A 23,862-nucleotide genomic window follows, 5' to 3' on the forward strand; every position below is an offset into this window, starting at 1 on the left:
GACAGAAAAGGACGCACATCATGAGCGCGGATAACCGGCCGAGCACCAGGCAGACCCAGCGCCCTGGAGTCAGGGAGATCACCGTTGTCGGAGGCGGGCTCATCGGCCTGTTCACGGCACTCTATGGCCAGCGCGCCGGATACCAGGTGCGTGTAATCGAACGAACTGTGGTGGGTAGCGGCGCGTCGCAAGGCAACGCCGGAGAGATTTGCCCATCCATGGCTAACCCCATGCCAGCACCGGGCATGGTCAAGAATGGGCTGGCAAACTCGCTCGCGCCCGATGCTGCACTGCGCATTCATCTGCCTCCGAGCGTGAACCTCAGCCGGTGGCTATTGGGATTCGCCCGCAATTGCCGCCCAGGCGCGTACGAGCACGGGTTTGAGGCGTTGTCTTCACTCTCCAAGCGTAGCTTCGAGCTGTTTGAGCAGCTCCCCGACATGGGCGTCGCCACCACCCTTGACCGATCGGGCAACCTACGTTGCTACGCCGATGATGCCCGGGCCAACCGCGAGTTTGCGGTCTCACAGAGGGTGCGCCGGTTCGGGCTCGCCGCGCCGACCGAACTGATCTCAGGCGACCAGATTCGAGAACGTGCGCCGGTCGTCTCAGACAAGGTCGTGGCGGGATACCACTGGCCCGACCAGTGGTTCGTTGATCCGTCGATACTCGTGCACGATCTGCACGCTGCCCTGCTCTTGGCCGGAGTCGAGTTCATCGAACACACCGAGGTCACCGGCATCACCCCGTACCGTGATTCGGTCGTTGTGCACACGGATACAGGCGATCGGCCTACTGATGCTGTCGTCATCGCATCCGGCGCCTGGACCCCCGAGGTGCTCAAGAGCGTCGGGGTGCGCGCACCAATCCAATCTGGAAAGGGCTACAGCTTTAGCGTCACTCCAGAATCGATGCCGGAACACGTAATCAACATGCCCGAATCGAACGCGGTGGCGACTCCGATGGGTGATCGGCTGCGCATCGGCGGCACCGTCGAGTTCGATGGCACGATGGACAAGTTCAACCCGAGTCGCATCGAACGCATCATTCGCGCGGCCAGCCCGTACCTGACGGGGATCGACTGGAATGCCCGCTTCGACGAGTGGGTTGGGCCCCGGCCGATGACGCCCGATGGACTCCCCTTGATTGGCGCCGCCCGTGCCAGCGGCCGCGTTGTGGTGGCTGCGGGACACAACATGATCGGGCTAACTCTCGGTCCGGCATCAGCTGAACTCGCTATCAGCGCCATCGGCGGCCAGAAGCTGCCCGGCTGGAGCGCGCCGTTCGATGCAAACCGCTTCGGTAGCCGCGGTCCCGGACCGACAGCTCAGCGAAATCGCGTGGCAGTGTCGGCATAGAGTTACACCAGCAACCTGCGGAGGCCGAAAATGCGGATTGGTCGAACCTGGCTCGACGAGCGCGAGGCATGGCTTCTTGTGCATGTCTACCGGCAGGACACCGTCATCTACTTCGACTTCGCCGGAAATATACAGTCGCACGATCCGCAGCCGGACGACAGGCTAACTCTCGCTGATTTCGGTCGGATTCTTGCGCTCGGCGTCGATCTCGACGCTGATCGGGTATCACGGGCACTCATCGCGGCTGCGAGCGCAAATTGGGACGGCGTGCCGCAGCAACTGCAATTGCGGGACGCCGACCCGGCGTTCGATCCGGCGCTGCTCGACCGGGTAACCGAGCTGTACACGCACTTTCGATATCGCCACGGGCTTGGGGCCCCCCTCGCCCTCGCTATTCTGCATCTGCGGCGCCCGTACCTTGTGCCTTTGTTAACCGAGGCGCTGCTCGTCTACTACGCGCCAGTGGCCAGTGAGATCGCGCGCGAGTTTCACAGTTCAACACCGATGTTCTGGGAATCCATTCGGCGTGACCTCGTTACCAATGATGACGAACTGACCCGACTCCGCATACGGCTGAAGGCCGATCCCGACGAGTACACTCGCGCCCTCTCGCGGCTTAGCGACGTGCGCCTTCATTGCATCATCGCCCAGCAGATGGTCGATTCCTCAGCCGGGTGACCTAAGGCCGAGTCACGGTTCCGTTCAGTACTCGGCGGCCAGAATCGCCCAATTCTTTCCAAAGTTCCACGGCGAGTGAGAAGGTCAGCATGTGCTGAGGGTTACGCGGATCCATGCCGAGCAATGCCTCGATACGATCAAGCCGATTTCCAAGGCTGTGCCGGTGCAGATTGAGAGTCAAAGCGGTCGGCCCTGGATGACAACCAGCATTGAAATAGGCGACCAACGTTTCCAACAGACGAGTGTCTTCAGCGCTGTCCCGCTCGATCAGCGGACCGAGTAGGCCAGCCAGAAACGACGTTGTAGCGTCAGAACTAAGTAGCGGCGCGAGCATTGACTGAATTCCGAGGTCCTCGACCCGCTGAATGCCGTTCTGGGTCGGGCTCTGCTGCGACGCAGCGATATTTGCCTCGCGCATGGCCGCACGCAAGTTGACCGCGTCGGATTTTACCCGGCTGACGCCGATTCTCACCCCGGTAAAACCACGCCCGACACAGGCGTCCAAGAGCCGCTGCGCCTGGTCCGCGCCGGACTCCTCGATGAGGCAGTAGACGTGTTCATCGATGGAACCAACGATGGGGGTTCCCGACGTTTCGAGCGCATCTTCAGCGAGGGAACAGACTTGGCCGGTGGTGAGTTCGACTGGGGCGTTCAGGCAGAGCATCCGATACCCCTCGACGGCTTGGAAGCCAAGATTCTGGAGTTGATTTCTCGCATCCGACAGGCTGAGACTCCCCTCATCGAGGCCGCGCAGGAATGGTTCCACCGAGGCCCGGCGGGCGCGGCGAAGGGTCTGCTGTCGGCCGAGTTCGAGCAGCACGGCCAAAGTGCAATGTCGAAAAGCAAGGCGATCCCGGTCCGTGGCCGCTCTGGTGCTCCTAAAGGCGAGAAAGACCTCTGGATTGCGCCACACGCGCACCGTGGCAGCCGTGATCGTCGTCCCATCGTCCTGCGTTTCCTCGGCCCAGTCGCGGTCGCCGAGAAGACGCTTCGCCGTCGTGAATAGATTGCCCACCTCGGTCACGATGCGGGCAGAAGGTTGGCGTGTCCCGACGATCTCACCGAAATAGCTGAAGGCAACAGCCTCCACCTCGGGAAGCGGTCGCAAGGCCAGGCGCAGGGCACCGCTGATTCCCGCGTTGGCGAGCAGTGCCCTGGCCAACTGCTCGTGCAGGTCGAGAGCCTCATCGGCCCGACGGTCGCGCGCCTGCACTAGCTGGGTGCACCACTGCCGTGCCAAACGAGCCGGCGTCAAAGCGGTCGTGACCGAGGCAAGCGCGATTTTCTCCTGACCAGCGGCCGCGAGGACGTTGGGGTCGACGTCGGCGTCCGCGGCGAGCACCGCGATCGCGACGGCCCCCGACTCAGCCGCGGAGTCGATTGCCGACAGCGCAGTCTCGGGGGTGGCTAGGAGGAGGTGTCCAGAGAGGTCGCTGTCGTTCTGATTTGGTGACCAGACCGTGACCCAGGCAATGGATGCGTTCAAGCGATGAATTGGAGCCCAGAGCACGGTGGTCGTAATCATTGCGGGTTGGGTTTGCCACAAGGCGCGCAGATTGGTGCCGGTCGCGTGAAAAGCACTACCGGGGATCATTACTCGACCCTAGACGGTCAACGTTCCAGAAATGTGGTGACGCAAGGACGAGGGCGTCCCACGAACGTTGTGTCGAGCATTTTGCACACCATCGCCGCAGTACTTGGAGATGCTCTTGGCAGCCGGAGAAATTACCGGTCTGGGGACGTGTGCCGCGCGATGTGGATGCCGCCAGCCGTTGCCGAAAATTCGAGCTCGACCAGGCTGGCAATAACCAAGTCAGCCCTCAGACTCGCCGATGTATGGGTGCCCGCCACCGCCAGCGTCGTGCACCCGGCATCATGCGCGGAGCGCAGGCCACTCGGTGCGTCCTCGACGACGAGGCAGCGGCCTGGGTCGAAGCCCAGCCGCTTGGCGCCCAGAGCGAAGGGCTCAGGGTTTGGTTTTCCCCGCACAACGTCGTCGGAGGTAACTACCACCCGGGGTGGCGCCAGCCCGGAAGCCATGATTCGTGCCGTGGCCAGGGGTCTCGTGCACGAGGTGACGATCGCTTTGCGATTTTCCCCGATAGCCGAGAGCGCTTCGGCGGCTCCCGGAAGGACCGTGACGTCAGCGACTTCGGCGATCTCGATTTGTTGAATGCGCTCAAAGGCATCGTCGAACTCCTCGGTCGGAACCAGGGAACCCACAATATCCCGGGCCGGCTGGCCGTGGGCGCCCTCGAGGAACGATGGATCGAGTCCACGTTCGGCACACCACGCGAACCAGGCCCGACGCACCGCGGGAGTCGAGTCAATGAGGGTGCCATCCATATCAAACAGGACAGCGTCAAACGTCTGCCCGATCACGGGTCGCACAGGTCGGCTCACCTCACCGGCACTGGCTCCGGAGACAGGGATGGTTCGTTCATCGAACTTGGTCATGTATGCGTCTTTCATTCTCGGCACTCTGGAATGGATTTCGGGGGTTGCGCGGATCTGAGCAGGGATTGGCGCCTAGCCCTATAGAAGGTCTCCTCGGCTGAAACACTTCCGAATAGTCCTAGGTCCGCCCACTGCACAGCACACAATTCTCGACTGAAGGGGACGTACTCCGCGCCCCTCTGCTCGGGTCCGAAGGGTAGATATGTTGGATCGGTTTCGGCGGTGGGGAGTGGATAGAGTCTCTGTCTCTCCGGCTCGAGCGGCGTCTTCGGCTAACGCCTATGCCAACGACGGATTGTGTTCTCGGGTCAGACGCCCGCCTCTTGTTTCCGCGCTTCCCTGTCCAGAGATTCCAACACCCGCGCGTTGTTTGTAGCGTCCGTGAGATCGTAGCGGAGCGGCGTACCGTTGATGACGCTGTCCGCGAAGTGTTCGCCCATCCGTACGAAGTGGTTTTCGCCCTTAACGTTGTGATAAATAGTGTCCTGACCGAAGTGATGCTCCTCCAAGACCGAATCCTCCTCTAGGAGTCCAAAAGGATTGTCGACGTAGAGCCTGCCCTCGGTACCCGTGATTTCCAAAAAATTACGGCGCTCGAGGTTCACTCCGGTATCAAAAAGCGCGGTTGCACTGCCGGGGAAGCGCAGCATGCCCGCAATGCTGGTGTCAATGAGACCTCCGTCGTTGGCGTCGCGGTAGTTGCCGAAAGCGGCGACTCGAGTCGGCTCCTGCGCCGTGACCATCCGGCTCATGTTGACGCAGTAGCACCCCGCATCGAAAAGTGCGCCTCCGCCAAGCCCGGTGTACCAGCGAATATTGTCGTCCCCGCCCGCATCGAAGGAGTGACCGACGTGGACAAATGTCAATTTGCCCACGGCATCGGCCGCGAGCAGCTCTTGTAGCTTCTCGAAACGCGGGTGAAAACGGTACATGAAGCCTTCTAAGACTTTGAGTGCGGTCTCGTTGGTCTTGCGAGAAATCTTCTCGCACTCGGCGGCGCTCATCGCCAAGGGCTTTTCACAAAGGACGTGCTTGCCTGCGTCCAGGGATTTTAGAATCCACTCGAGGTGCAGTGAGTTGGGCAACGCAATGTAGACAGCGTCGATGTCCGGGGAAGCGAGAAGCGCCTCATAAGAGCCAAACGCCTGTGGGATGCCGTGCTTGTCGGCGTACTCCCTCGCCTTTTCCTCGGTACGGGAAGCAATACCTACGACCTCACCGTTTTTCGTTTCCTGCAACGCCGGAATTGTCTTACGGACAATTCGGGCGGTGCCCAGAACGCCCCAACGCAATTTCTCGCTCATTAAACTCTCCCTTTTTAGAACCTGCCCCGCCCGAGAAAGACGGAGTTTTCCAATAACAAGCGGCCGGCGCAAGACGGCCGTCATCCGCCGGTCACGAAAGTTTCCGCTCTTAGGTCTCCCCAAGAGCAACCGTGGGGCTGAGATCTTGGGCAACTCGTGAAGTTGACCGGGTGTGGAAACGAGGACTTCTCAATTCTCGATCGTCTGTCTAAGCATAATAAACACCCTTGTGATATTGGCCACGATATTGTCAACAGACTGACACGAACAAACGTTCAAGTCAACCGTTCGAATGAAGACGCGAAACCTTCCAAGCGGACCGCTTCTGCAGCCTCGCCTGCGGCGATCGTCAGTTTGCGCTCGCTCCGACTGGCTCGTTGAGATCAACTGAGTGATCTCGCGAATATCGGCGTGCACGTCGAATGCGAACGATTTGTATAGGCAGCAGAACGGCCAATATCACGACGAGGAAAACTATGATCGCGATCGAGAAAGTATCGGCAATGCCAGTGCGGAGCACATTAATTTGTTGGAGGAAAAGACCGGCGTACAGCAGCACGATGTAGGCCAGCTGGAATGACAGCGTCACGGAGATCACGGCTGCGTACCGCGCCGCGGCCACGAGGTCTCGGCCATCGAGATCGGCGGGTTTGTTCCGAAGGACAACTCTGACAACTCGGCGGAGACGGGATGGATCTCTATCAGTAACGTCTACAAGTCGGCGGCTCCACCCGAGGGTGGAGAACACGCATACAGCTCCGGAGGAAATGAATGCGAACGACAGCGCAAAGAGAAGCATCTGGGGAACACTCAGTACGTTTGTAGCGACTCCGTTCACGATGGCCGTGCCAATGAGACCCAAGACTAGAACGCCCAGAAAAGTAATCGTTGTGGCCATGATTCTTTTTGTGATCGCGGCCTTCTCGATTGCCACCCAGGCTGATACAGCGCGCGGATGAGCGCGGTCATATCGGTAGATCGCGGGGCCAAGGAAAATAGCCGTAACGGTGAGGATCACGCCGCCACCAATGAAGGCAACAGGAATGAGCGGACCGGCCACCGTCAATATGGCAAAGATGACCGTGACGATCGCAGCAAGCACCTCTAGGGCAAGGACGACCAGAACAATTCGGCGGTAATAGCGCCGGGATTCCTTCGAACCGGTCACGTCCCAATAGGCCCGGAACGACCCCAGCGTTAGCGGACCATAGACGAACACAACCATTGCCAATGATGCAATGAAGATCCAGACCGAGTCTGTTTCTTTCGTCTCAACGACGAGAAGAACCACTCCTGCCATCAACAGTGCGGTCGAAACAACGATGGACAAGATGAACGCCAGAACGCGCATGAGCCGCCTTTCAGATCGCCGTTGAACGTCACTCATCTTGGCACGAGCTAACTACGAGAAGCTCATCGACGCAAAGACCATGAAGCGACGAGATCAATCGCCGTGGTGAAGGCTGCCAGGTGGGGACGATTCAAGAATGCGTGCGGGGTTTCGGGTAGAACATGACGCTCAACGTCACCATCCGCGAAGGCGAGCTCAGCTGCGAACTGGCCACCCGAAGCGCGCATGTTGCCCCGGTCGGCATTGACCATCAAGTCTCGCGGGAACCCGCTTAGGTCATGATCCCCAAGGAACGCGAAAGGGTCAGCCAGCACGACGCTCGAGCCCGCCGACGAATCGGCATTGAACCGTCTCCACCACCGCGTCGAAAACCGGAACCTCGTTCGCACCGGCAGAAGGCGTCATAATGCAATCGACCGTAGCGCCGATCCCGGTGATCGAATTCGCCGACCAGCGCTCGCTGGAGGTCACGGACATCGGCGTTGGATCCACAACTGACGGTGCCGGCCGCTCAGCCATGACCGTAAGCTTGTCCACCACCCTGTCGCGGAACCTCTACAAAAAACGATAATTACGTCTTGACTTAGCTATCCAATGCCCGAGTTCAGTCGGTCAGTCGATGTGAGTCTCGAGACCGAACTCCCTGGGGGAAGAATTTCGGGGGGCCCGGGAGTTGCGCGCACCACTTTCAGAGGGCTTTGACGAGGTCGTCGACCTTCCGGGTCGATACGCCGTGAACGTAGGCCTCCATCACGACCGCGAACAACGCCTGGTCGACCCGGCGGCGCCGCTCCAACAGCGCCGGGAAGAAGGAGCCGGCGCGCAGCTTCGGGATCTTCAGATCGAGGTCCCCGGCCATCGTGCTCAACGTCCGCGGCCTGGTGCCGTTGCGGTGGGTGGTGCGGTCGCCGGAGCGTTCGAACGGGGCGGCGCCGATGAACGCGGTCGCCTCCGCATCGATCAGTTCTTGATACAAAGCTTCGGTCGCGACGCGGATTCGGTCGGTGACATCGGTGAGTTTGAGGTCTCCCAGCAGGGTGAGCAGGGCAGACTGGTCTAGAGCCATCGTGTGGTGTCCTTCGTGAGTTGCTTTAGTCGGTACTCACTGACCATCGCACGATGGCTCCTTGCGTTGACGAAGCAACGCTCAAATCCGGGAAACTACACCACTCAATGGGACATGACCACGCGTAGTTGGCCGGGCTAGGCGCCATCGCTGTCGCCAAAACGGCGTCTGGGAATCGTTTTTGGCACCCAAAGTGGCACTTCGGGCCGTGAACGGTGTGTCTGGAAACAAAAAAGGCCCCTGGTTTCCGCGGAAACTCAGGAGCTAGTGCTGGGGTACCTGGACTCGAACCAAGAACAAATGAAGCGAGCCGGGCTGCCAGTTTGAGTGGCATCCATCCCCCAAGTTCCGCGTGATTATGCGTAAGTTGGTTAATTTAGGTTACCTTCTACCCCGTGTTTAAACGAACTGATTCTGGCAATTTGAAGGGTTTATGACATCCAAAGTGGCACCTGCTCAGCGGCTCCATTTGTCCGTTCCGCGATGTCTTCCTGTCGCTCACGTCTCAATTTTGCGGTGGTAGGCCACACCGTCCATCGCCGCACCCATCTCGCCCGAGGTGAATATGTGGTGTCTGCTGATGGCGATGACGTCCGCGAAGTCGCGCCACCGAGGTGACCCGGTCGTAGGTGGTGGGCGGCTCCCACTTGCCAGCGCCGCCGGAGCAATATTCACGGCGGTCACGGCCAGCCGATGTGGGCAACAATGGGCGGAAGAAGCCGCTGCTCGTCACTCAGTCCTCTGCGCTAGAGCCGCTGACCGTGACGGAATCATCAAGAACCCCAGCACCTTCCCTGCGTTCTCCGGCGTCGATGTTCCCGGAATCCTCACGGGCAAATTCTGCATCCCGAGTTTCATCGACAACGACCCAGTCGCCGCGGCCCTCGGGGAGGCCATCTCATGCGCCGTGCGCGGCTTCGACAACATCCTGAGGGCCACGTTGGGCACGGGGATCGGTGTCAGCGTAATGCAGGCCGGCGAGCCCCTCCGTGGCGCCGACAGGCAACATCCCGAAGCCGGCCGCCTCCCGCACTACCGCCAATCAGTCATGACCTCTCTCGACAGCCTGACCGGCACATTCCCGCGGCCAACCCATGTTGGAGCCGACAGCCGGACTTCTCAACATCTCTGGTATACGTAGGCAGGTGCAGCATGGGGCACCAGCTCGCGGTCGCGCAAGATCATCAGCTGAGCCGTTGTTTGGCGGGCACAAGCCTCTGCGAAACTGTCTCGGAGGTCGTCGGTGTATTCGACGTCAATTACGTGCGCCCCGTAGACCTTGGCGTATTGGTCACACTCGGCGAATCGGTCACATTCCTCCGCCATCGCGAAGTCGAAACCTATTTCCGACTTGCCGCGCGAGCCCAGCTGTGCGGTGTTCTTCTGGCCCGCCGCGAGACCGTCAGCGTGGGCATCCGAGACCAACAGCTTCGCGAAGGCGATCGCGTCGGCCCCGGTGAGCGCGTCCTTTGATCGGGTGTATGAGTCGAGGTTGTCGAATTCGACCGCTTGGAACCCTGAAGTCTTGCATTGCGCGATGGTTTTCGCTTGCATCTCTGCGGCTGCTCGCCGTTTGTCGGCGGTTGAGATGTCGAGCAGATGCTCATCGGGCCAACCCGGGTCGACGAGAGGCACGCCGCTTGCAGTTTTGACGACCAGGCTGCTCGGCCAGCTCACTCCTGGCTGCGTCTGGAACCCATTGACGTAACAGATCGTATAGATGCCTTGAGCTGGCTCATCATTGCTGTCGCGGGTGACTACGGTGACTCCGTCCGGCGGCGGGTAGGAGCCGCCGAGTTGGTAGTCGAACGCGCCCGACGTGGGAGGGAGAACGATACCAGGAGGGACAGCCAAGTCCGCGGCACACCCACTAAGAAGAAGCGCAACGGCGAGCATCGCTGCCCATGTGATTCGGATTCGTGTCATGCGGATTTCAGCCTATTGGTCATAGCGGACAGTGGCCTTTCCGGGGGTTGAGCCGCCGATGGCCGTCCCATGTCGTTGCGGGGCTTCCGGCGCCCGGTATCCGCACCGGCAACTGCCGCCGCGCGCGAATGCTGGTAAATGCGCTCGGGCTTCTCCTGCGCAATGATATCGACTTCCCGCACCAACACCTTGGGCGCGCTGGCCAAACGTCGTGGTGGCGCCACGGTTCACTACACTCGTGACGGTCGCGCCACTGATGACACACCTCCGCTGATCAGATCAGGTGCGCCGGTCACGATTCCTCCGTCGGAGAACACGTCGCCGGTCTACAGAATGTCGACTGAGATCGTGCCGCCGTCGGCCTTGCCCGCGGTGTCTCCATAGCCGCCGACGAAAATCCCACTGCCGCGGACGGACGCATCGGCGCGACCCGCGGAGATGTTTTCGAGGCGCGCAGCGAGGCTCACTGCGGAGTCGCGCTGCCTATTCCAGACGGTGAAGGCGCCGTGCAGCGCCTCGACACCGAAGCCCGTCGGTCGATCGGCCCTGCCTCTGGTGTCTGCCTCGGCGACATGGACACCGTCGGCCTCGATGCGGCCGCCGCGCAATCTCCCCTCCGTGGTGAGGTACACCTGCCCAAAAGTGACGACATTCCTCAGTCTCAGAACGCCAAGGTCCGCTCGACGGAGTCATCGTTGCATATTGCCAGTTCGAGCAGCGAAGCGCGCACCGTGATGTTCTCAACGCTGTTGTCTCGTGTCGAGAACTCAAGTCCCAGTGAACCCGGGCGGGAGCCTCGACGCGGCCTGGGCGCCCTACTCGACCCGACATTTGCCTGCCAATCAGGCGTTTTCTGCGGCCCGCTTGATCTCGGAGAGCCAGGAAGTCAGCGATCCGTCGAGGGTCGTCTGCATCCCGGCGACATCGGCTTCGACCGGCGCGCCGGCGAAGGATTCGGTAGTGGTGATGGTCACGCCTTCCGGCGTCTCGTCGAACAGCCATTCATGGATGCCGGTGATGCCGCTGGCTGGGCCGCCCCATAGGATGCGGTGCTGGGGCTCGATCGCGTAGATCACCGAGGTCACCGGAAAGTTGTGGCTGGTCCAATCGAAGGTGCTGCTCACTTCGAACGGTCCGTTCAGGTGCGCTTCGGTGATGTCGGTGTTCCAGCTGGCCCAGGCATTCACACCGGTATGCAGCGCCCAGACGGTGGCGACCGGCGCGGCGATAGAGATGGAGTGGCGGGCGATGACGGGCGCGGTGCGATCGACGTCGGTGGGGTTGTTCATGATGATGCTCCTTGGATCTGATTCTAGTTGTGTGTTCGAAGGTGGTACGGCGGGTGTCGGCCAGCGACCGAAGTCAGCGTTTGCGCGTGTAGATCCGCACCAGGAAAGCGACGGAAACGAGCACGATGAGCGTGGCGAAGATCGGGCTTATGTCCTTGGAGAGGCTCTGGGCGCCGTCGGCGCGCAGAATCCAGATTGCGAGCGGCGTGGCGTACACGGCGGTGAGAGCGATAGCCCACCAGCGCAGCGCACGGGTGGTCTTCTCCCGGAAGGCGCCGATCAGCACCAGGATGACAGGCACTACCGCTAGCATCGCGAAACTGCCGACAACGAGCACCGGCACCGCCCAGAGGGAGATGAGCACGAGTTTGGAGGCCCGGCGAGCTTTGACGGTGGTGGGGGTTTGGATGGTCGAGGTTGTCATGATGCGAGTTCCGTTCTGTTAGTGGGTGTTGAGAGTGACTGTGCACTCACTGATTGGCACAAATAAAAAAGCGCACTGACTGCTCGGACCGGTCAGAACGGATGCTGCGTGCCGTTCGACAGCAACCGCGCCCAGTCCTCAGACCGGGCATCGATACCGGCGGTGAGGCTGAGATGACATAGCTGCCGTACGCAATGAACCGCTGGACGTCTGCATCGCTCGACCCCGAGCGTGACTTCGCGAACCTGGTGATCTTGGCGACCCCTCACGAAGGGCGCGACCGATTTTCGGAATGTCGGCGACCGACTGAGCATGCACCTGCAGCATGAGCAGTGTGCGGTCGGCCCTCGATCCGAGCCTCGGATAGGTCGGTGTTCCAGCTCGTCCACGCATTCACGTGGCTGTGGAGAGCCCACACGGTAGCCAGCGGCGCCGCGATGGAAATGGTCTGGTGAGAGATATCTGGCGCGCTTCTGTCGATGTCACGTGGTCGGTTCATGGTCGTGTCTCCTTGTGTCATGAGTGTCATGCCCTGTTTGATGAGCGTGCCGTTGCTATACAGCGGTGAAGTCCGCCCATTTGTCCACCCTGAAATTGGCCGCATCATGGGCAGAAACGGATGCCGCACCGTGACCCGCAAAATGCGCCGGGAACACGGTGGCACCCGCCCGGGCAGCGGCGCTGAGCACCTGTCGGCGAGAGGCGCTGGCCGCCTCGGGATCCAGGTCGAAGGCGCACGGGTCGTCCGGATGGGCGATCTGCACCGGTGTGTGCATGAGATCGCCGACGAAGACCGCCCCGGCGCCGGTTTCGAGCCATGCTACCGATGAACCGGGTGTGTGACCTGGTGCGGACTCGAGCCGCAGCGCGTCGTCGATGCGATGTTCGCCGTCCCAGGTTTGCAAATGTCCGGCCTCGACGATCGGTGTGATGCTGTCTGCGAACACGAGCCTCGCCCCGGCGAATCGCCGCTCTTCGTCCTCGGTGCGTGCCGCGCGCATGCTTCCGGCGTTCTCGGGGTTGAAGTAGTCGTAGTCGCGTTGCGGGACCAGATAGGTGGCGTTCGGGAACGTCGGCACCCAGTTCGTGCCGTCGAGCCTCGTGTTCCATCCGACGTGGTCATAGTGGATGTGCGTGTTGACCACGACGTCGACTTCGGCTGGATCGACCCCCAGCCGGGCGAGCCGCTGCAAGAAATCCGTATCCAGATGGTCGAAGGCGGGGGCCTGCGGGCGGGCACGGTCGTTGCCGACTCCGGTATCGATGAGGATCGTACGCCCGCCCTCTCTCAGCACCCACGTTTGGATTGCAGCGCGGTAGGCTCCCGTCGACGGTGTCCAGTGGTGGGGCGCCAGATCCTCGGTCCAGGCTTCGTCGGCCGTGTCCGGGAACATCTCGCCCACGGTCTTGATCGGTCCGACCCATTCGAGTACTCGTTGGATCTCGAACGATCCGATACGCATTGTGCTCATCGTGTGTACTCTCTTTCGTTGATCAGTGCGAGCGTGCCGATGGGCGCGCTCGGTGTTGGCGATGTCAGTGTTGGCGACCTCAGCGTTGGCGCGCTCAGTTCGCCGGGGATGTCCGGCGGGGATGTCCGGCGGCGGCCAGCGGGATGCGGTTGGTGTCTGCTGACGAGCAAGGAGGCCGCGACGGCCGCGATGCTCAGGATCGCGATGGCGGGCGCACCGAGGTTGAGGGCCTGAGTGAGCCCCGACCGCGTGGCCACGGCGCCAAGCAGTAGGGCGGTCACGCCCTGCATCAGGTACGCGATGAGGTAGACGGCTGAGATGGCGCCCGCGCGGGAGCGAGCGGGAGCGTTAGCGGTGATCAGGCCGAGCCCGCCGAGGAACAGCAGGCTGTAGCCGGTGCCCATCGCGATCGCTGAGGCGAGAAAGAGAACGAGAGAGGCCTGGGCGGCGGCCACTGCGAGCAAGGTCATCCCAATCGTCGTGCCGGCACTTCCCAGCATGATCGCGACTTTGGCAGGCGTACCCTTTGCGAGGAGAGCGACCACCGCGATAACGACGGCGAACATGGCCAGGATGCCGCCAGTCACGAGCGCATTGTTAGACCCGATCAGGTCACGCGCAATCTGGGCACCGAGCGACATCATGATGGTGCCGACACCGAACGCGGCGGTCATCGCAATCGCAGACGTGACGAATATCCAGCGGAATCCGCTCGCGAGACGCGGGGCACGCGGATGCCAGTGGCCGGTCGCCGGGTCCGCGGCGTGCCGCGGCAGGAACCATGCGAACACGAGGACGACCGCGATCACCGCGGCGAGTACCCAGAAGCTCAGGCGGGTCGGGAACGGCGCGTACTCGATCAGGGAACCGCCCACGAGAAAGGCCAGCCCCAGGCCGGCCGCCGTGGCCAGCGTGGCGATCGAGCCGGCCCGGCTCGCCTTTCCCGGGGCGCTGAACTCGGTCATCGCGGCCGTGGCAGGAGTCAGCGAGAGGCCGACACCGATGCCCATCAGTGCGCGACCGGCGAAGACGACGCCGACGTCGGGCGCGACGGCGAAGAGCAACACGCCCACCAGTGAAGTGGCGAGGCCCAGCAGGATCGTCGTTCGGCGACCAAGATAGTCGGACAGGTCACCGGCGAGAAGGAGCACGATGACGAGAGTGGCGGGGTAGACGGCGAAGATCCCTGTCGTCACCGTCGCATCAAGGTGCCACTCCGCAGCGTAGAGCGGGTACGTCATCGTGGGCGCCGCACTGGTCCAGAGAGCAATTGCGGCGACCGAAGCGGCCACCCAGAGGCTGGCTCGTCTCCCGAGTACGTACATGTTGTCTTCTTTCGGCTTGGTGTTTTTTTGGAGTGATCACTTCTATCCTGGGGATTCTTTTTTGGAATATCAACTCCAAAAAATGTTAGGGTGACTTTATGACAGCAACCAGTACCCTCCAGCCGACTCGGGCCGAGCCGCGACTCACGGCGAAGGGTGAGGCAACGCGGGCACGGATCGTCGAGATCGCGGCGGAGCTGATCATCGCCCAGGGGGTCGCTGGCACGAGCATCGAGGACGTCCAGCGCGCAGCGGGGGTGAGCGCGTCACAGCTTTACCATTACTTTGGTGACAAGCGAGGCCTCGTGCACGCTGTCATCGAGTTCCAGGCAGACGCGATCCTCATCAACCAGCGCCTGCGAACCGACCGGCTCGACAGCTTCGAGGCGCTCCAGGCCTGGCGCGACCGGCTCGTGGCAGCTCAGGATCGCCGGGGCTGCCTGGGCGGCTGCGCCATCGGCTCGCTCGCGAGCGAGCTTGCCGACAGCCAACCGGATGCCCGTGAGCACCTCGTGAACGCGTTTGCGCGCTGGGAGGCCCCGATCAGCGAGGGGCTCCGGGCGATGCGCGACCGCGGTGAACTGCGTGCGGATGCCGACCCTGACGGCCTCGCGGTGGCCCTCCTCGCCGCGGTCGAGGGTGGGGCGCTCCTGACCAGGACCAGGCGCGAGACCAAACCCCTTGAGATCGCCCTCGACACGATGATCGGCCACATCCGGTCGCTGTCCACCGCGGCTGGCTAAGGAAATAGGATCACCTTGCCACTGACCGTTCTCGACTCGGCCAGTGTGAGAGCGGCCACCACCTCGGCGAGAGGGAACCGGGCGGCAATGTTGGCTTTCACGGTGCCGTCCAGCAGGAGGGCGAACACTTGACCGAGGTCCTCCTCCAGGTGCTTTCGGAACCGCGCTGGCCTGCGCTTGTGTCCGGCCCACAGGTCGTAAAAGGTCGCGCGGCGACCGTTGGGGAGCAGATTCCAGAGCGCGATGTGGCCGATCGCCTTCGCGAACGGCATGAGAAGTCCGCCCGTGCCACCGACCTCGGCGATGATCGAATAGCAGACGAGCACCCCGCCTGGTGCCAGCAGGCCGAACGATGTGCGTGCCATCTCCCCTCCAACATTGTCGAAGACGGCGTCCACACCATTGGGTGCGAGTTCGAGCACTCGCGCGGCGAGGTTGGGGTCGTTGTAGTCGACCGGGTCGACGCCCGCCGCACGGAGGGCGTCGTGGTGACGTGGTGACGCCGTTCCGATCACCCGCACGCCGGCGTGCTGGGCGAGCTGAATCAGGATGCCGCCGACTCCGCCGTTGGCTCCGTGCAGCAAGACCGTCTGCCCCGCCTTCACTCGCGCCGAGCGGTGCAGCATCTGCCAGGCCGTCACTCCGTTGACGACCACGGTTTCCGCGTCGGCCGGGTCAATCCCGGCCGGGACGACAATACTGTCGCGTGCCGCGACGAGTGCGTGGCTGGTCCATCCGCCCGTCTTGGTCAGAGCGGCAACCCGCTGCCCGATCAGGGATGGGTCGGTGCCGGCGCCGGTTCGGAGGACCACTCCGACCACGTCGTAGCCGGGGACGAACGGGAACGCGGGCTGCCCGAAGTAGCGGCCGCGGCGCATCGATTGCTCAGCGAACGAGATGCCCGTCGCCTCGACGGCGACGAGCAGTTGCCCCGGCCCCGGCTCATCGAGCGTCACGCGCTCGATCAATAGACCCTCGGGCTCGACGAGGCCGGGCAGCACCACCTGGGTGGCGGTAACCGGCTGTGGGGTTGTGGTGTTCGACATGGTCTTCTCCAGATCTTGTTATGTTACTGATTGGTCAGTCACTTATTTGGGTATGAATGAAAAATCGTGGCCCTCATCGATGTCACGGCCTGGGGTTCGCGTCGCTGTGACGGATGCCGTCACTCACGGTGTCCGCCCAGGCTTCGTTGACGCCGGAGAGGTCAGCCAGAACGACCAGGTGGCACAGCTGCCCGTAGGCGATGAATCGTTGCACGCTCGCCGCATCCGCCCCCGACAGTCTCGAGACAGCACGCACAACATTCGCGATGCCACGACGCACGGCATCCTGGACTTCGGGAACATCGCACGCGCTCTGAGCATGCACCTGCAGCATGATCAGGTCGCGGTCGCGAATCAGGTCGACATAGGCGCCGGTCATATGGTCCAGGATCTCGGCCGGACCGGCCGCTCCTGCAGTCTCCCCTCCCTGCACGAGGGCTTCGCAGACGCGGGCGTAACAGTGATCAACGGTCGCGACGAAGAGGCCGACCTTACCCGGGAACAGTCGGAACACGTACGCCGGAGACACGCCCGCCGCCTCGGCAACCGCAGCGACCGGTGTGGCGTGAAAACCCGCACGGGAGAATACCGTGACGGCTCGCGACACGATCTTGGCGCGTTGCGCCTCTGCCGTGGACCGGGAAGGTGCGGTTTTTGCGGCGACGGTGGGTGACATGTAACTGATTGAACACTCACAAGTGTGAATTGTCAAGTGGAGTCTTCGCGGACGCGCCAGGGTTGGGCTGTCCACGGGAGCGATCACGCGTCCAAAGAGTGGGGACCGCCTCTTCTGGCTCGACGACCCTGAGTTCGACCGCCAAAATCGGCAGGTGGATCGGGAGTCCGACAGGGTTCGCGCTGCGAGGTAGCGCTTCACGCCTCGTACGGCAACGAACCACGGATCGCCTGTCGTGGTAAATTCAGGATGAACTGCGGCGATTTACCCCGATGTGCATGTTGATGCCCATCCGTTTCATGCGTCATTGCTGGCACAGCCGCCTGCTTAGGTGAGCACGGCGTACGCCTCGAGTTCGACGAGCACGTCGGCTTCGAACAAAATGTCCACACCGATGAGCGACGCCGGTGGCATTGGCTGAGGCAGACCGAGCTCCCTGGCCACGAGTTCGACGCCTGTCATAAAGTCGCCCATCTTCTCTGGCGACCACTGGGTGACGAAGAAGCGCAGACGCACGACGTCGGCGAAGGTCGCACCCGCGCCGGCGAGCCCACGGGCGGTATTGCGCAGCGCCTGAGCGACCTGCCCGGCCAGGTCGTCGGCCATCTGGTCAGTGTCGGGGTCGCGGCCGATCTGCCCAGCGACGTGCACGTGGCGGCTGCCCGTCGCGACGGAGACGTGGGAGTAGGGCACGGGCTGGAGCATGCCCTCGGGGGATAGCAGTTGCACGGTCATAGATTTTCCTTTGTTCGAGCGAGTAAGTACCCCATTTCTACCTGGTGCATGAAGGGAACTTCAACGAGACTAGGTGTTATGAAAGAAACCTCCCACCCCGACGCTGCCCTCCTTCAGGTCGATGCACCGCACCGCGAACTACTCGACCAGGTTCTCGACAAGTGGTCGCTGCAGGTACTCGATGTGCTGTGCGGCCACCCCCGGCGCTTCAACGAGCTGCGCCGCGAGATCCCGGTCGTCGGGCAGAAGTCGCTCACCGCTACGCTGCGTCGCCTCGAGCGCAACGGCATGATCGAGCGCCACGTGATCAGCACGCGTCCCCTCGCCGTCGAGTACCGGGTCGCCCCGCTTGGCGACACGCTCAATGAGCTCATTGACGCGCTGCTGCGCTGGACGACGGCGAACATGCCGGAGGTGGCGCGGGCACGGGCACGGTTCGACGACGACGACGAGAACGAGGACGAGTAGTCGCGGCGCCTAATCCTCGCGGACCACGCCAGCGCAGTGGTTCTGGATGGCGATATCGGTGCGGTCCTCGAGGATGTCGAACACCACAAACGGAGCGTCCGCTACTTCGCGATCGTGGATGTGATCGGGCGCGATCCGCCCAATCCGTCGATCTGTATGACATCCGGTGACCCCATCAATCGTCTCGCCGTACTCGTTCTCGGAATGGAGAACACCGAGGAATCGTTGCGACGCGTCGCACGGGTCGGCGAGGCGGGACCACTGTTTCGTGGAGCAAGCGGCTTGGCCATCCTCGCTGCCTTGTCCGCCGAGGACGTTGCCGGTGTTGTAACCCGTGCAGCCGCGGAACCTGACCGCAACGTCGTGCTGGCCCAGGTGGCGCGCGTTCGGGAACTGGGCTGTGCCATCTCCCACGGGGCGAACCACCCCGGGGTGAATGGCATCGCCGCCGCCGTCGGATCAACCAGCGCAACGGCGCACACGACCAGCATCGCCGTGTCCGGCCCGGCCTCTCGCTGGGATGACAGCAGGATGCTCGCAAACGCACGAACTGACCTCTTAGTTACAACATCCAATCGGAAAGAATCCCATGACAAGCAACCTTGAACCCACTGACCCGTCCGGACCAACAGGCCAACTTGCAAGCTGGTTGGCGAATACGACGCTGGACGATATTCCCTTGGAAGTGCGCGATCGTGCGCGCTACCTGACGCTGGACGGCATCGGATGTTTGCTTGTCGGCGCCCAACTGCCCTGGCCTCCGTAGGGTACGTCGGCGTCAAGCGCGTCTTCGAGCGTGAATACGGAGGATTTCTGTCTGTGTTCGGAGAGGGACACGATCCAGACCCCTCGCAAATCGCCGCTGGCCTCGGCAGCCGCTGGCGCACCATGCGCTACGGCATCAAGCCGTACGCGTCGATGGGCGGCCTCCACGCCGCGATCGACGATGTTCTCGCTCTCGAGACGCATACGCCCATCGATGTCACATCCATCAGAGAGATTCGCGTAGATGTAAGCGACGCCGTATTTCACCACGGCGGCTTTGACATTCAGCGACCCTTGATCCCGATCACGGCTCAGATGAGTCTGAAATACACGGTACCGGTCGTGCTGCTCGATGGCGCAGCTCTGATCGACCAGTACGAACCCGATCGGATCAACCGCGACGACGTCTGGGATCTCATCGAAAAAGCAACGGTGACCCATGACCCCGACTTTGACGGATCGACGTACAAGACTCGAGTGCGAATCACTATGGAAGACGGTAGTTGCCGAGAAAAGATAGTCGACAAGCCCACGGGCAGCCTCGGCAATCCGCTGAGCGACGACGAGATCGTAGCGAAATACCGAATGCTTACCGAACACATCATCGACCACGATCGCCGTCAGGCCATCCAGGATGCCGTTCTGGGCCTCGAACAAAATGAGAATGGGCCTCGCGACCTGATGGCGCTGCTTGCACCGACCGTGGGAAGTGCGCTTGCTTTTCCCACTGACGTTGTGAACGCGGTCGAGGGGTGACTCGCGGGCCATCTGGCCGGGTGAACGGTGTGGTTTGGACGATAGGTCGGACAGGCCTGCCACACCGTCCGCCCGTTAACGGCGCACGCGACGTTGTAGATCTGCGGTGGTGCCGTGGGTCCACAGAGTTCACGGGTTCAGCGGCCGAGCGCTACTTCCGCCAGAACTACCCCGGTCTCGGTTTGGCGAACAATCCCGAGGGACCGTACGGCGTCGACGGCGCCGTCAATCTCTGACGCGCTCTGGGCGCTGAGCAATACTATCCAGTCCCAGGGCCCGGACATTTTATAGGCGGTCTGCGCTGCCGGCACCGCCTTAAGCGACCGGGTGACCTCGTTCGCGGGAACGTGTCGGCTAAGCGAAACGAGAACGAAAGCCTGAAATGGGACCGTCTGTTGGTCGTGGCCGAGGGCGATCGTAAATGCTTTAATCACTCCGGTTGCGGTGAGCCGGTCGATTCGTCGTTTCACCGCCGAGCCGGATAGATGTACCTCGGTGGCCAATTCGCCGAGTGTCGCGCGTCCGTCGATCGTCAGAAGCTCAACGAGGCGGGAGTCGATTTCGTCCATACGCAACAATGTCACTGATCACGCAAAAGAACGCCGCGCACCGACGAGCAGGCTGTCGCTAACCTGAAGTTCGGCGGTCAGATTGCGCCGGCCCACCACCCACGAAGGGACCCCGATGAAGATCACCGTTTGTCAGCTCGACAACCGCTCGACGGCACGCGAGGAGGTGTGGAGCCTGCTTGCCGCCCACGTCGAGTCCGCTCGGCCCGATCTGCTCGTTCTGCCTGAGATGCCGTTTTCCGACTGGCTCGCGAACGACCGGCCGACACCGGATGCTGCGGATCGCTGGGCCGCCGCGGTGGCCGAGCAACACCGCGTCCTGACCGAGATCGAGGGGTGGAATGCGGGTGCGGTCCTCGGCACCCGGCCCATCCTTCGCGACGGCACGAGCCGTCGCAACGAGGTCTTTGTAGCGACCGACGGGCAGCCGGCGCGGGGCATCCGCGAGAAGTACTACCTCCCCGATGAAGCTGGATACTGGGAGGCCAGCTGGTATGACCGCGGAGCGCTGGAATTCCCACAGACCCGGGTAGCCGGCGCCAGCATCGGGGTGCAGGTCTGCACCGAGCTGTGGTTTTTCGAATGGGCGCGCCGACTCGGCCGTGAGGGAGCCGACATCGTGGCCGTACCACGCGCGACTCCGAGAACGTCGACGAGCAAGTGGCTGGCCGGCGGTCGCTCGGCGGCGGTCACCTCGGGGGCTTTCTGTGTCTCATCGAACCTGGGCAGCCCGCTGGACGACGCCGAGGGATTCGGCGGTTGCGGATGGATCATCGATCCCGAGGGAAACGTGCTCGCGACGACTTCGGAGGATGACCCGTTCGCGACCGTGGAGATCGACCTTGCGGATGCCCGTGCCGCCAAGTCGACCTACCCCCGCTATGTAGCCGAATAGCTCTCTGCAGCCGGGAAGCGGAGCATCCGCCCCCGACAGTCGGGGGCGGGCGCAGGGCCAGCACCTCGCCGATGCGGGCTCTGGTGCCGCGCCTGCGGGGAGGTGGTCCCGCTGGGCCTGATCGCCGGATTCGCTCTCGGCGCGTACCAAACCGCATGGAACCGCGCCACCAGGATCGGCGGTGCCTGGATCGAGACAGTGCCGCTCTGGGGCTTCAAGCTGGTCTCGTACTCACCCTCATCGGGGCAAGCGTCCCGGCCGTCCTCGTGATCGGACGGCCGTCCAACGCCCGAGTCACCCGAACGATCCACCGCCGACTCCAGGGCGCTAGATCTTAGAAGAGCACACGAACCGCTTTCGTGCCGCCCCATCCCTAAGCCTGAATCCACCGATCGACGTGAGGTTCTGACGGCGCGTTAAACCGAGAATGCCCTTCTGATCAGGTAAAATAGGACTTGTCTAGAGTTCAACGTTACCAAGCAGAGGGGCATCTCGTAGATGCAAGTTTCCCACACCAACCGCGCCGTTTCTGCATCATTCACCGACCCGAATCTTGTGTCGTTCGCTGGGTTGGTCCCGATCATGAAATTGGCCGCCCGTGCGTGATTGGCGACCTTGGCTGATCACTGGTTGACCGTCCCCACCGATAAGGGCGCGAATGCCGGCTTGAAAGTCACCTCTCTGGTCGGCGGGATGGTCGCTGGCGCGGACTCGATCGACGACCTCGCGATTCTTCGCCACGGCGGCATGCGGAAGGTCTTCACCAACTGTTACGCGCCGTCGACGTTGGGATCGTTCCTGCGCGAATTCACGTTCGGTCACGTCCGGCAACTCGACGCCGTCGCCTCACGCTTCGTGCGGGTCCTGGCCGCTGAAACCCCGTTGCTCGTGCACGACACGGACGGCTATGTCTTCCTCGATGTCGACGACACCATCATCGAAGTCCACGGATACCAGAAGGAAGGCTCTGGCTACGGGTACTCCGGGGTGCGCGGCCTCAACGCCATCCTCGCGACAGTCAAGACCGACGTATCAGCGCCGATCATCATCGGCCAGCGACTGCGCCGCGGTGCCTGCGGATCACCGCGCGGCGCCGCCCGCCTGATCAGAGACGCCCTCGCCACGACCAAACGGCTCCGCGGAGCCGACAAGGCACGCGTGCTCTTTCGTGCCGACTCTGCCTTCTACGGTCACCGCCCGCATGGACCCCGCCATCAAACGAGCAATCGGAACGATCCCCGACAACGCCTGGACAGCGATTGAATACACCAACGCGATCTACGACGAAGGCACGAAAACGTGGATCAGTAACGCCGAAGTCGCCGAGGTCCCGTTCACCGCGTTCACGTCCCGCAAGAAGAGCGAGCAGATCACCGGGCGCCTGGTCGTGCGGCGAATTCTGGAACTGAACAGGAAAAACGTCGACCAGCCGACCCTGTTCGACACCCACCGGTTCCACGCATTCTTCACCACCAGCACTCTCGACACCGTCACAGCCGACAAAACTCACCGCGCCCACGCGGTGATAGAGCTCGTGAATTCCGACCTGAAGAGCAGCGCTCTGGCGCACCTGCCCTCAGGCGTTTTCACTGCCAATGCGGCCTGGCTGGTCCTGGCCGTGATGGCGTTTAACCTCACCCGCGCTGCTGCGACGATCGCGGGAAACGGTCTCGCCCGAGCAACCACCGCAACGATCCGCCGGAAGTTTGCCAGCGTCCCCGCCAGGATTTCCTCCTCCGCACGGCGCATCACTCTGCACCTGCCCGAACATTGGCCCTGGGAGAAACCCTGGACGGCCCTGTTCAATCAGAACTTCCGCCCGCGACGACCCGACCCCACCTGACCAACCAGCCGTTAACAGCATCAACAGGAGCACCAGTGGAACACCCGGGCCGCGAGTCCCGGACCTCACCCGCGCCGGAAACTCGGCAAGCTCGCCAAACCGAAAACAGGATCCACTCAGAGGCCGACCGGTGGATTCAGGCTAAGTGGGACGACGAACGGGACATCCGCATCGGAGTCGACAATCTGCACCTGGGGCTCGCGAACCCAAACCAACCGATTCTCGCCGACGGCCCGAATGTGGATGGCCACTCACTCTGCATTGTCTGCATAGGGCTGAAAACTGGGCAAAAGGAAAGTCCTGATCATCAGGTTTTTATTGCGGGCGAAACGGCTAGGGTGCCGGGACTCGAACCAAGATTATTCGCATCTTTTTCACGCGCGAGCCCAACCGAATCCACGTTCGCCGCAGCCTTCTGACATCCGAGTCGGTTAGCGTTTTCGCCGATTAAACGGCAAACAAGTCCGCGCGATGCCCGCAGAAATTACCCCGCCGCAATACGTAGACGATCACTCACTTGCGCGTTTGTGACACGCAAAGTGGCACTCATCGGCGAAAGAACGCCATCGCGTTGTGAGAAAATAGCCTCTCATCAGCATAAAGCTGGGGTACCTGGACTCGAACCAAGAACAAATGAACCAGAATCATCCGTGTTGCCAATTACACCATACCCCAATGCCTAATCCGAAGACCGGGCCGAGTAGCAGCCTAGCCCA

General features: G+C 62.2%; 24 protein-coding genes, 1 tRNA gene and 2 pseudogenes. 11 read left to right on the forward strand and 16 right to left on the reverse strand.

Annotated features, from left to right (window positions below; translation table 11 throughout):
* Positions 1-20: 20 nt before the first annotated feature.
* Entirely contained in the window at positions 21-1,358 is a 1,338-nt protein-coding gene (locus tag QMK31_RS03555; RefSeq protein ID WP_283499543.1) for an NAD(P)/FAD-dependent oxidoreductase, read from the forward strand.
* Positions 1,359-1,388: 30 nt separating this feature from the next.
* Positions 1,389-2,036, forward strand: coding sequence for a DUF6308 family protein (locus QMK31_RS03560; protein WP_283499544.1), 648 nt, complete (start codon positions 1,389-1,391; stop codon positions 2,034-2,036).
* 1 nt (position 2,037) lies between these two features.
* On the opposite strand, the gene QMK31_RS03565 is transcribed toward QMK31_RS03560, so the two are convergent.
* The 4 genes from QMK31_RS03565 to QMK31_RS03580 all read right to left on the reverse strand — a co-directional run bounded on the left by QMK31_RS03565 (position 2,038) and on the right by QMK31_RS03580 (position 7,148).
* Complete coding sequence (locus QMK31_RS03565) at positions 2,038-3,561, reverse strand: PucR family transcriptional regulator (protein ID WP_283499545.1); 1,524 nt, start codon at positions 3,559-3,561, stop codon at positions 2,038-2,040.
* Between the two features lie 200 nt (positions 3,562-3,761).
* Positions 3,762-4,508 (reverse strand): HAD family hydrolase, encoded by a 747-nt coding sequence (locus QMK31_RS03570; RefSeq protein ID WP_283499546.1) that lies wholly within the window; start codon positions 4,506-4,508, stop codon positions 3,762-3,764.
* Between the two features lie 293 nt (positions 4,509-4,801).
* Positions 4,802-5,797, reverse strand: coding sequence for a Gfo/Idh/MocA family protein (locus tag QMK31_RS03575; RefSeq protein WP_283499547.1), 996 nt, complete (start codon positions 5,795-5,797; stop codon positions 4,802-4,804).
* 349 nt (positions 5,798-6,146) lie between these two features.
* The gene (locus QMK31_RS03580; RefSeq protein WP_283499548.1) at positions 6,147-7,148 is read right to left on the reverse strand and encodes a hypothetical protein; all 1,002 of its coding nucleotides are present in this window, start codon (positions 7,146-7,148) and stop codon (positions 6,147-6,149) included.
* A 406-nt stretch (positions 7,149-7,554) separates the two neighbouring features.
* Here QMK31_RS03580 and QMK31_RS03585 point away from each other — a divergent pair, with 406 nt between their 5' ends.
* A complete protein-coding gene (locus tag QMK31_RS03585; protein ID WP_283499549.1) occupies positions 7,555-7,719 on the forward strand; it encodes a hypothetical protein in 165 nt (54 codons plus the stop codon).
* 120 nt (positions 7,720-7,839) lie between these two features.
* On the opposite strand, the pseudogene QMK31_RS03590 reads toward QMK31_RS03585, so the two are convergent.
* Positions 7,840-8,214 (reverse strand): annotated as a pseudogene (locus QMK31_RS03590) (transposase); the annotation flags it as partial.
* Between the two features lie 586 nt (positions 8,215-8,800).
* Here QMK31_RS03590 and QMK31_RS17285 point away from each other — a divergent pair.
* The gene (locus tag QMK31_RS17285; RefSeq protein WP_502852471.1) at positions 8,801-9,355 is read left to right on the forward strand and encodes an ROK family protein; all 555 of its coding nucleotides are present in this window, start codon (positions 8,801-8,803) and stop codon (positions 9,353-9,355) included.
* On the opposite strand, the gene QMK31_RS03595 is transcribed toward QMK31_RS17285, so the two are convergent.
* From QMK31_RS03595 to QMK31_RS03620, 6 genes are all read right to left on the reverse strand, one after another.
* Positions 9,334-10,110: an endo alpha-1,4 polygalactosaminidase gene (locus QMK31_RS03595; protein WP_283499550.1), complete on the reverse strand. Its 777-nt coding sequence runs from the start codon at positions 10,108-10,110 to the stop codon at positions 9,334-9,336. The two genes, QMK31_RS17285 and QMK31_RS03595, sit on opposite strands and share 22 nt — an antisense overlap.
* A 356-nt stretch (positions 10,111-10,466) precedes the next feature.
* Positions 10,467-10,772, reverse strand: coding sequence for a hypothetical protein (locus QMK31_RS03600; protein WP_283499551.1), 306 nt, complete (start codon positions 10,770-10,772; stop codon positions 10,467-10,469).
* Between the two features lie 210 nt (positions 10,773-10,982).
* Complete coding sequence (locus QMK31_RS03605; protein WP_283499552.1) at positions 10,983-11,429, reverse strand: SRPBCC family protein; 447 nt, start codon at positions 11,427-11,429, stop codon at positions 10,983-10,985.
* A 73-nt stretch (positions 11,430-11,502) separates the two neighbouring features.
* Entirely contained in the window at positions 11,503-11,853 is a 351-nt protein-coding gene (locus QMK31_RS03610; protein ID WP_283499553.1) for a hypothetical protein, read from the reverse strand.
* A gap of 554 nt (positions 11,854-12,407) precedes the next feature.
* Positions 12,408-13,325, reverse strand: coding sequence for an MBL fold metallo-hydrolase (locus QMK31_RS03615; RefSeq protein WP_283499554.1), 918 nt, complete (start codon positions 13,323-13,325; stop codon positions 12,408-12,410).
* Entirely contained in the window at positions 13,322-14,650 is a 1,329-nt protein-coding gene (locus QMK31_RS03620; protein ID WP_283499555.1) for an MFS transporter, read from the reverse strand. The genes QMK31_RS03615 and QMK31_RS03620 overlap by 4 nt, the downstream gene beginning before the upstream one ends.
* A 98-nt stretch (positions 14,651-14,748) precedes the next feature.
* Here QMK31_RS03620 and QMK31_RS03625 point away from each other — a divergent pair, with 98 nt between their 5' ends.
* Positions 14,749-15,393, forward strand: a complete 645-nt coding sequence (locus QMK31_RS03625; protein WP_283499556.1) for a TetR/AcrR family transcriptional regulator — start codon at positions 14,749-14,751, stop codon at positions 15,391-15,393.
* Here QMK31_RS03625 and QMK31_RS03630 read toward each other — a convergent pair.
* From QMK31_RS03630 to QMK31_RS03640, 3 genes are all read right to left on the reverse strand, one after another.
* Entirely contained in the window at positions 15,390-16,439 is a 1,050-nt protein-coding gene (locus QMK31_RS03630; RefSeq protein ID WP_283499557.1) for a medium chain dehydrogenase/reductase family protein, read from the reverse strand. The two genes, QMK31_RS03625 and QMK31_RS03630, sit on opposite strands and share 4 nt — an antisense overlap.
* Positions 16,440-16,521: 82 nt before the next feature.
* Positions 16,522-17,115 carry a TetR/AcrR family transcriptional regulator gene (locus QMK31_RS03635; RefSeq protein WP_283499558.1) on the reverse strand — a complete coding sequence of 198 codons (594 nt, stop codon included), beginning with the start codon at positions 17,113-17,115 and terminating at the stop codon, positions 16,522-16,524.
* A 327-nt stretch (positions 17,116-17,442) separates the two neighbouring features.
* Positions 17,443-17,850 carry a RidA family protein gene (locus QMK31_RS03640; RefSeq protein WP_283499559.1) on the reverse strand — a complete coding sequence of 136 codons (408 nt, stop codon included), beginning with the start codon at positions 17,848-17,850 and terminating at the stop codon, positions 17,443-17,445.
* A 78-nt stretch (positions 17,851-17,928) separates the two neighbouring features.
* On the opposite strand from QMK31_RS03640, the gene QMK31_RS03645 reads away from it, so the two are divergent.
* The 4 genes from QMK31_RS03645 to QMK31_RS03655 are packed head-to-tail and all read left to right on the forward strand — an operon-like array spanning position 17,929 to position 19,839.
* Positions 17,929-18,318: a winged helix-turn-helix transcriptional regulator gene (locus tag QMK31_RS03645; RefSeq protein WP_283499560.1), complete on the forward strand. Its 390-nt coding sequence runs from the start codon at positions 17,929-17,931 to the stop codon at positions 18,316-18,318.
* A 36-nt stretch (positions 18,319-18,354) separates the two neighbouring features.
* Positions 18,355-18,924: an IclR family transcriptional regulator domain-containing protein gene (locus tag QMK31_RS03650; protein WP_283499561.1), complete on the forward strand. Its 570-nt coding sequence runs from the start codon at positions 18,355-18,357 to the stop codon at positions 18,922-18,924.
* Positions 18,908-19,084: an MmgE/PrpD family protein gene (locus tag QMK31_RS17290; RefSeq protein ID WP_502852368.1), complete on the forward strand. Its 177-nt coding sequence runs from the start codon at positions 18,908-18,910 to the stop codon at positions 19,082-19,084. Before QMK31_RS03650 ends, QMK31_RS17290 begins: the two co-directional genes overlap by 17 nt.
* A gap of 53 nt (positions 19,085-19,137) precedes the next feature.
* A complete protein-coding gene (locus QMK31_RS03655) occupies positions 19,138-19,839 on the forward strand; it encodes an MmgE/PrpD family protein (protein WP_283499562.1) in 702 nt (233 codons plus the stop codon).
* 137 nt (positions 19,840-19,976) lie between these two features.
* Here QMK31_RS03655 and QMK31_RS03660 read toward each other — a convergent pair whose 3' ends face one another.
* Positions 19,977-20,408: an Lrp/AsnC family transcriptional regulator gene (locus QMK31_RS03660; protein ID WP_283499563.1), complete on the reverse strand. Its 432-nt coding sequence runs from the start codon at positions 20,406-20,408 to the stop codon at positions 19,977-19,979.
* A gap of 115 nt (positions 20,409-20,523) precedes the next feature.
* On the opposite strand from QMK31_RS03660, the gene QMK31_RS03665 reads away from it, so the two are divergent.
* Together QMK31_RS03665 and QMK31_RS03670 are read left to right on the forward strand one after the other, a co-directional pair.
* Positions 20,524-21,303 carry a carbon-nitrogen hydrolase family protein gene (locus tag QMK31_RS03665; protein ID WP_283499564.1) on the forward strand — a complete coding sequence of 260 codons (780 nt, stop codon included), beginning with the start codon at positions 20,524-20,526 and terminating at the stop codon, positions 21,301-21,303.
* A gap of 498 nt (positions 21,304-21,801) precedes the next feature.
* Positions 21,802-23,146 (forward strand): annotated as a pseudogene (locus QMK31_RS03670) (IS1380 family transposase).
* Positions 23,147-23,749: 603 nt separating this feature from the next.
* Here the strand turns inward: QMK31_RS03670 and QMK31_RS03675 are convergent.
* A tRNA-Gln gene (locus QMK31_RS03675) sits at positions 23,750-23,821 on the reverse strand.
* Positions 23,822-23,862 lie beyond the last annotated feature (41 nt).

Source organism: Cryobacterium sp. PH31-O1 (assembly GCF_030063455.1).
GTDB lineage: Bacteria > Actinomycetota > Actinomycetes > Actinomycetales > Microbacteriaceae > Cryobacterium.